Raw genomic sequence first — 6,000 nt, forward strand, 5'->3', positions numbered from 1 at the left:
AGGAGTCCTGGTTTATTCCTTCCCGTGAGCAAGAATTTCGGTGATGTCCTTCTGAATGGCGTTTTTCTGCTCCTCAGTAAGCAGACTGCCGTCGCTGTTGGTGAGAGAAAAAAAATCATCGGCTCTTTCCCCGGTGGTGGTGATTCTTGCGGCATGCAAGGAAAGCCGGTGCTTTTGGAAGACGCTGCTTATTCTGGCCAGGATGCCGGGGATATCAAGAGTGGAGATCTCCAGTTCCGAGGTACCGTGTTCCCGGTCTTTCAGGAAGGTCACCAGAGTGGGGATCCGAAAAAGTCCCAGACGTTCGGAATGAGCGGTGATTTCCGGCGCTTTGTAATCGGCTGATTGCAATGCTCCGGAAAGGGCTTTCCGGAGAGAGCTCATGCGATCCGCCGGAAGCGGAGCGCCGTCATTCTGGGTGAATGAGAAGGTATCCAGAGCATAATTCTCATTGGTGTTGGAAATGGTGGCGGCCATGATATTGAGCTTTTTGCTGCCCAAAACGGCACAGACCCTGGCAAAGATGCCGTCGGAATCTTTGGTATAGACAAAAAGATCGGTGCATTTGGTGTTTTGATTCTGGGCAAAAAGAATGAGCGGCTCATGGGCTTCATTCCGGTGGGCGATAATGTTGCTGGTGTGCCAGGCAATCTGCTCCGGCTGGTATCTTATGAAATATTCCGGTTTGAAATTTGCCCATATTTTACGAACCAAGGACGGCGAAAGACCGATTTTAACCAGGGGAACAAGAGCTCGCTTCTGGTTTTCCCGGATGTGGAGATTGAGATCCGGAGGATTTTCCAGGCCCTTTCTCATGGCGTCCCGGGCTGAGAAGTAAAGAGTCCGGAACAGGGAATCCTTGTAGCTGTTCCATTCATTGTCATTGGTGGCGTTGATATCGGCCACGGTCATGCAGTAAAGGTAGTTCAGGAAGGTTTCGTCCCCGATTTCGGCGGCGAATTCCGCTACCACATCCGGATCTGAAATATCCCTTCGCTGGGCCACAATTGACATGTAGAGATGCATTCTGACGATCCAGGATACCAGTTTGCTCTCAAATCTGTTGTAGCCGTGCAGCTTGCAGAAATACAGGGCATCCGGAGCTCCCAGAGCGGCGTGGTGTCCGCCGCGGCCCTTGGCGATGTCATGAAAGAGAGCGGCCACGGACAGGAGCTCCGGCTTATCGATTTCGCTGTATACCTGCCGGAACAGGGTAAAGCGGGGATCGGCTTCATAGGCAAAGCGGTAAATGTTTTCCAAAACCCTGATGGTGTGCTCGTCAACGGTATACTGATGGAACATGTCAAACTGCATAAGTCCCCGGATCTCATTCCAGCGGGGGATGTACATGCCCAGAATATGATGCTCGTGCATCAGGGGAAAGGCCACCTTAAGGGACTTGGGATTGGCAACAAGCCTTTTAAAAAGTTCCCGGCATTCCTTCTTTTCCGAAAGGAGGAATCTGATGTGCCGCCGGGCTTCCCTGAGGCTTCTGATGCATTCCACGTAAATGCCGGTAAGCTCGTCATGCTCTGCCAGAGTCAGGAAAAGCTCCAGAATGATTTCCGGTTTTTTGATGAATATGTTGTGATCCAGAACGTCAATGAGACTGCCTCGGAATATAAAGGGCTGACAATGCACTGTGCGCCGGGGGATTTCCGAGCTGAAGAGCCTCATTCTTATGAGCTGGGTAACGATTTTATTGAGCTCATGGACGGTATGCGTGGTCTGGTAGAAGCGCTTCATGAGAACTTCCACCGGAGCATTGCCTTCGCCGGTGTAGCCCAGGTTTTCCGCAATGGCCCGCTGTCTGTCGAAGGTGAGCCGGTTATCCGGTTTGGAAACGGTGAGGTGGAGAGCGAAGCGGAGCCGCCAGAGAAAATCCTGACAGCTGCTGAGTTCGTAGTATTCAATCCGGCTCAGCAGTTTGTTTTTTCTCATGTCCCGGATGGTTTTGATGCCCAGGGCCTTTTCGGCAATCCAGAGCATGGTCTGGATATCTCTGATGCAGCCGGGATTATTTTTAAGATCCGGCTCCAGCATATACACGGTATCCTTATAGTAGTGATACCGATTGTTCTGTTCCGCTATCTTTGCCTTAAAAAATTCCTGCGGGGGCCAGAAGTCCGGTTCCCTGACAGCGGCATTAAGCCTTTCATAGGTGGCGGCATTTCCGGTGACGAGGCGGGTTTCCATAAGATTCGTGGCAACGGTAACATCCTTGCGGCCTTCGCTGATGCATTCCTCTACCGTGCGCACCGCCTGTCCCACATCCAGCTTGAGATCCCATAAAAGCCCGGTCATGGGGGAAATGCGGGACTTAACCTCATCCGGAATGACTTCGGGAGCGACTATAAGAATATCAATATCGGAATGAGGCTGGAGATCGCCCCGGCCATAGCCGCCCACGGCCACCAGCGCCAGTTCCGGAAATTCGTCCAGATGAAACTGCTGCCAGATTTTCCGGAGGAGGAGATCCGTAAATTCCGTGCGGAACTGCACCAGAGCGGCTACCGGAGTTCCCTCAAAAAACAGTTCCGCCATATGCTGAAGCTGATCCTTTATGGCGGCGCGGCCGTTTTCCATGGTTATGGGATCAGCGGGCAGAAAAGCGGCGGCGTTCTTCATAGGTACTCCTGTCAGGAATTATGGATAATGCGATCAAGCCGGCCGGCTTCCTCCTCGCGCCAGGTGAGCACCTCGACGCCGTCTTCGGTAATGAGCAGCGTGTGTTCAAACTGAGCGGAGGGCTGTTTATCCTGAGTGGTGGCGGTCCAGCCGTTTTTGGAGCTGACCTTGCACTTCCATGTTCCGGCATTGATCATGGGTTCAATGGTAAATACCATACCCGGGGTGAGCAGCACATGAAAGTCATTTTCGTAGTGCAGCACCTGAGGATCCTCGTGAAAGCCCTCGCCGATGCCGTGGCCGCAGAAATCCCGGACGATGGAGAAGGGGGTTTTGTCGATAATTTTCTGAATGGTCTTGCCTACAATGGTGAGATCCTTGCCGGGGCCTACGGCGCGGATGGCGGCATAAAGAGCTTCCTGGGTTACCTTGACCAGTTCATGGTTTCTCGGGGTGGTATGTCCTCCCACAACGAACATTTTGCTGGTATCCCCGTGGGCCTTGTCCTTGATTACGGTGACATCGATATTTACGATGTCGCCGCTGTGCAGCTTTCTGGCGCCGGGAATGCCGTGGCAGATTTCCTCATTGACGGAAATGCAGGTGCATTTGGGATAGCCCTGATAGCCGAGACAGGCGGAAATGGCATGCTGGGTGTTTTCAATATAATCCAGCATGATGTTGTCCAGCTCCAGGGTGGTGACGCCCGGCTTCACATAGGGTTCTATCATGGTAAGAACATCTCCGGCCAGCTTGCCGGCAATGCGCATTCTCTCAATAAGCTCCGGTGATTTAATGGTGATATCAGGTTGATTTCTCATGTTCTGCCTCATAATTGCTGTAAATGCCTCAATTATAGCATTTTCGGGGATCGGAGAGATGAGAGAGAAAATCAGAAGGGGTTGAGACGGCGGCGGAGGCCGGAGCTTTCGGCTGAGACAGCGGCATCAGGGGCGGCCCCCTGATCCCGGGCCGAAGCTGTCCTTAATTTCCGGGTTGTGTTTGTGTATTTCATTCGTTATAATGCCGGAGCTCTGCGAGAGTTCGCGGAGTCTTTGTTTATTTGTCTAAAACACACGCCTGATGTCAATGCGAATGCGGGGTGCCTTCGGGTTCCATTCGCAGTCTGGCGGAGGCTTAACCCCTGATAAGGAAATCAAATGTCAAACGTTACCATGAGCGAAATGCTCGATGCCGGTGTTCATTTCGGCCACCAGACCCGTTACTGGAATCCTAAGATGAAGCAGTATATTTACGGCTCCAGAAACGGCGTTCATATCATCAACCTGGACAAGACCGTTGCCTGCCTTGATGATGCCCTTAACTTCCTCGGTTCTGTAGTTGCCAAGAAGGGCAAGGTTCTTTTTGTGGGAACCAAGCGCGCTGCTTCAGACCAGGTTAAGGAAGCTGCTCTTTCCTGCGGTCAGTACTATGTTAACCATCGCTGGCTGGGCGGTCTTCTGACCAACTGGAAGACTGTGCGTCAGTCTATCAGAAAGTTCAAGGATCTGGAGACTCAGGCTACTGACGGCACATTCGACAAGCTCACCAAGAAGGAAGTTCTGCTCCGTACCCGCGAGATCGCCAAGCTTGAGAAGAGCTTCGGCGGCATCAAGGATCTCGGCACCATTCCCGATGCTCTCTTTGTAATTGACGCCGAGGTTGAGCACATTGCCATTGACGAAGCCAACAAGCTGGGCATTCCTGTTGTTGCCGTTGTTGATACCAACTCCAGCCCTGATGGCGTTAACTACGTTATTCCTGGCAATGACGATGCCATTCGTGCTATTGCTCTCTACCTGAAGGCTGTTACCGGCGCTGTTAATGATGCCCGCGAAGCCCTGACCAATGCCCGCGCTGACGAGCAGGCTCAGGAACCGGTTGCTGAACAGGCTGAGTAATACTTACCGGGATCGGAGCCAGTTTCCGATCCCCTGTCTTAATTTTCCAATTAAAGGATAACCAAATGGCTAACATTACCGCTGCTCTCGTAAAGGAGCTCCGTGACCGCACCGGCGCCGGCATGATGGACTGCAAGAAGGCTCTTGTGGCTGCTGACGGCGACATCGAAGTTGCTATTGATAACATGCGCAAGAACGGCCAGGCCAAGGCTGCCAAGAAGGCCGGCCGCATTGCCGCCGCAGGCGTAATTGCTTACGCTGCGAATGACAGCAAGGCTTTCATTGTTGAAATCAACTGCGAAACCGACTTCGTTGCCAGGGATGCCGGTTTCAATGAATTCTGCAACAATGTTGCCCGCATTGCGCTGGAAAAGAATGTTACCGATGTTGAGGCTCTCAAGAACGAGACCTATACCGGCACTTCCGATACTGTTCAGACCACTCTTACCAATCTGATTGCCAAGATCGGCGAGAACATGTCCGTCCGCCGCGTTGCTTCTCTCGAAGGCTCCAATCTCGGCATTTACATTCACAGCAACAAGCTTATCGGCGTAATCGCTTCTCTTGAAGGCGGCGATGCTCAGCTGTCCCACGACATTGCCATGCATATCTGCGCCAGCGCTCCTCAGTACATCACCAAGGAAGAGGCTCCGCAGGATCAGATCGAGCATGAGCGTCAGATTCAGACTGAGATCACCGAGAAGGAAGAAGCTGAAAATGTTGCCGCAGGAAAGAAGGCCAAGCCGGCTAACGTTCTTGCCAACATTATCGAAGGCCGTATCAACAAGCGTTTCGATGAGCTTTCTCTGGTTACTCAGGACTTTGTCAAGGACGGCACCAAGAAGGTTGGTCAGGTTCTCAAGGAAGGCAATGCCACTGTGAAGACCTTTGTGCGCTTCAAGGTTGGCGAAGGCATTGAGAAGAAGGAAGTTGACTTTGCCGCTGAGGTTGCCGCTCAGGTAGCCGCTGCTCAGGGCAAGTAAGCTCGGGAATTCTCCTGTTTAACAAAGAAAGGCGGGCGACCGCCTTTTTTTGTGTCTGCCGGAACCCCTTTAAAGAGATTCCCTGCTGAATAAATCAGGACAGATCCTCTTCATAGCAGGATCTGAAATTGATGTTGCCGGTACCGGTGATTACGGTATCTGTATCACTGCCGTATTCAGTTTCAACCGGCACGACTTCACAGGCGATTTCCCCGTCAAAGTCCTCAATTATTGTCCGGTTATCAATGTCGCCGAAAGCTTTTTCGTAATCGGGGTTGTGTTTTTCAAGTTCGGCTTTGTATACCACAGCCACAGAACAGGAATCCTGGCAAATGCCGCCCAGAACTTCTCCGGTGTCGGTGCTGATCACAATCTGCGGATCATCCGGGAAATCCAGGTACAGATAGTCCGAAAAACCCAGAACAGACAGATTTTTGCCGTACTCGCAGCGTTCCCAATCCTCTTCGCTTTTAACAAAGTAAGAAGGA

Annotated in this window: 5 protein-coding genes; 2 read left to right on the top strand and 3 right to left on the bottom strand. The window is 52.0% G+C overall.

What is annotated here, in order from left to right; genetic code table 11:
* Positions 1-12: 12 nt before the first annotated feature.
* Both glnD and map read right to left on the bottom strand, forming a co-directional pair.
* Positions 13-2,628: a [protein-PII] uridylyltransferase gene (glnD, locus tag ACJROR_RS00840; protein ID WP_406545447.1), complete on the bottom strand. Its 2,616-nt coding sequence runs from the start codon at positions 2,626-2,628 to the stop codon at positions 13-15.
* Between the two features lie 11 nt (positions 2,629-2,639).
* Entirely contained in the window at positions 2,640-3,449 is an 810-nt protein-coding gene (gene map / locus ACJROR_RS00845) for a type I methionyl aminopeptidase (protein ID WP_406545448.1), read from the bottom strand.
* 339 nt (positions 3,450-3,788) lie between these two features.
* On the opposite strand from map, the gene rpsB reads away from it, so the two are divergent.
* Positions 3,789-4,529, top strand: coding sequence for a 30S ribosomal protein S2 (rpsB, locus tag ACJROR_RS00850; protein ID WP_406545449.1), 741 nt, complete (start codon positions 3,789-3,791; stop codon positions 4,527-4,529).
* A 65-nt stretch (positions 4,530-4,594) separates the two neighbouring features.
* Positions 4,595-5,512 (top strand): translation elongation factor Ts, encoded by a 918-nt coding sequence (gene tsf, locus ACJROR_RS00855; RefSeq protein WP_406040610.1) that lies wholly within the window; start codon positions 4,595-4,597, stop codon positions 5,510-5,512.
* Between the two features lie 94 nt (positions 5,513-5,606).
* Here tsf and ACJROR_RS00860 read toward each other — a convergent pair.
* On the bottom strand, positions 5,607-6,000 hold a 394-nt coding region (locus ACJROR_RS00860; protein ID WP_406545450.1), incomplete at its 5' end, for a hypothetical protein.

The sequence above is a fragment of the Succinimonas sp. genome (assembly GCF_045225735.1).
GTDB lineage: Bacteria > Pseudomonadota > Gammaproteobacteria > Enterobacterales > Succinivibrionaceae > Succinimonas.

Excerpts from the sequence above, each read along its gene's own strand:
- tsf (WP_406040610.1), top strand. The coding sequence starts at position 4,595 with ATGGCTAACATTACCGCTGCTCTCGTAAAGGAGCTCCGTGACCGCACC.
- glnD (WP_406545447.1), bottom strand. The coding sequence starts at position 2,628 with ATGAAGAACGCCGCCGCTTTTCTGCCCGCTGATCCCATAACCATGGAA.
- rpsB (WP_406545449.1), top strand. The coding sequence starts at position 3,789 with ATGTCAAACGTTACCATGAGCGAAATGCTCGATGCCGGTGTTCATTTC.
- map (WP_406545448.1), bottom strand. The coding sequence starts at position 3,449 with ATGAGAAATCAACCTGATATCACCATTAAATCACCGGAGCTTATTGAG.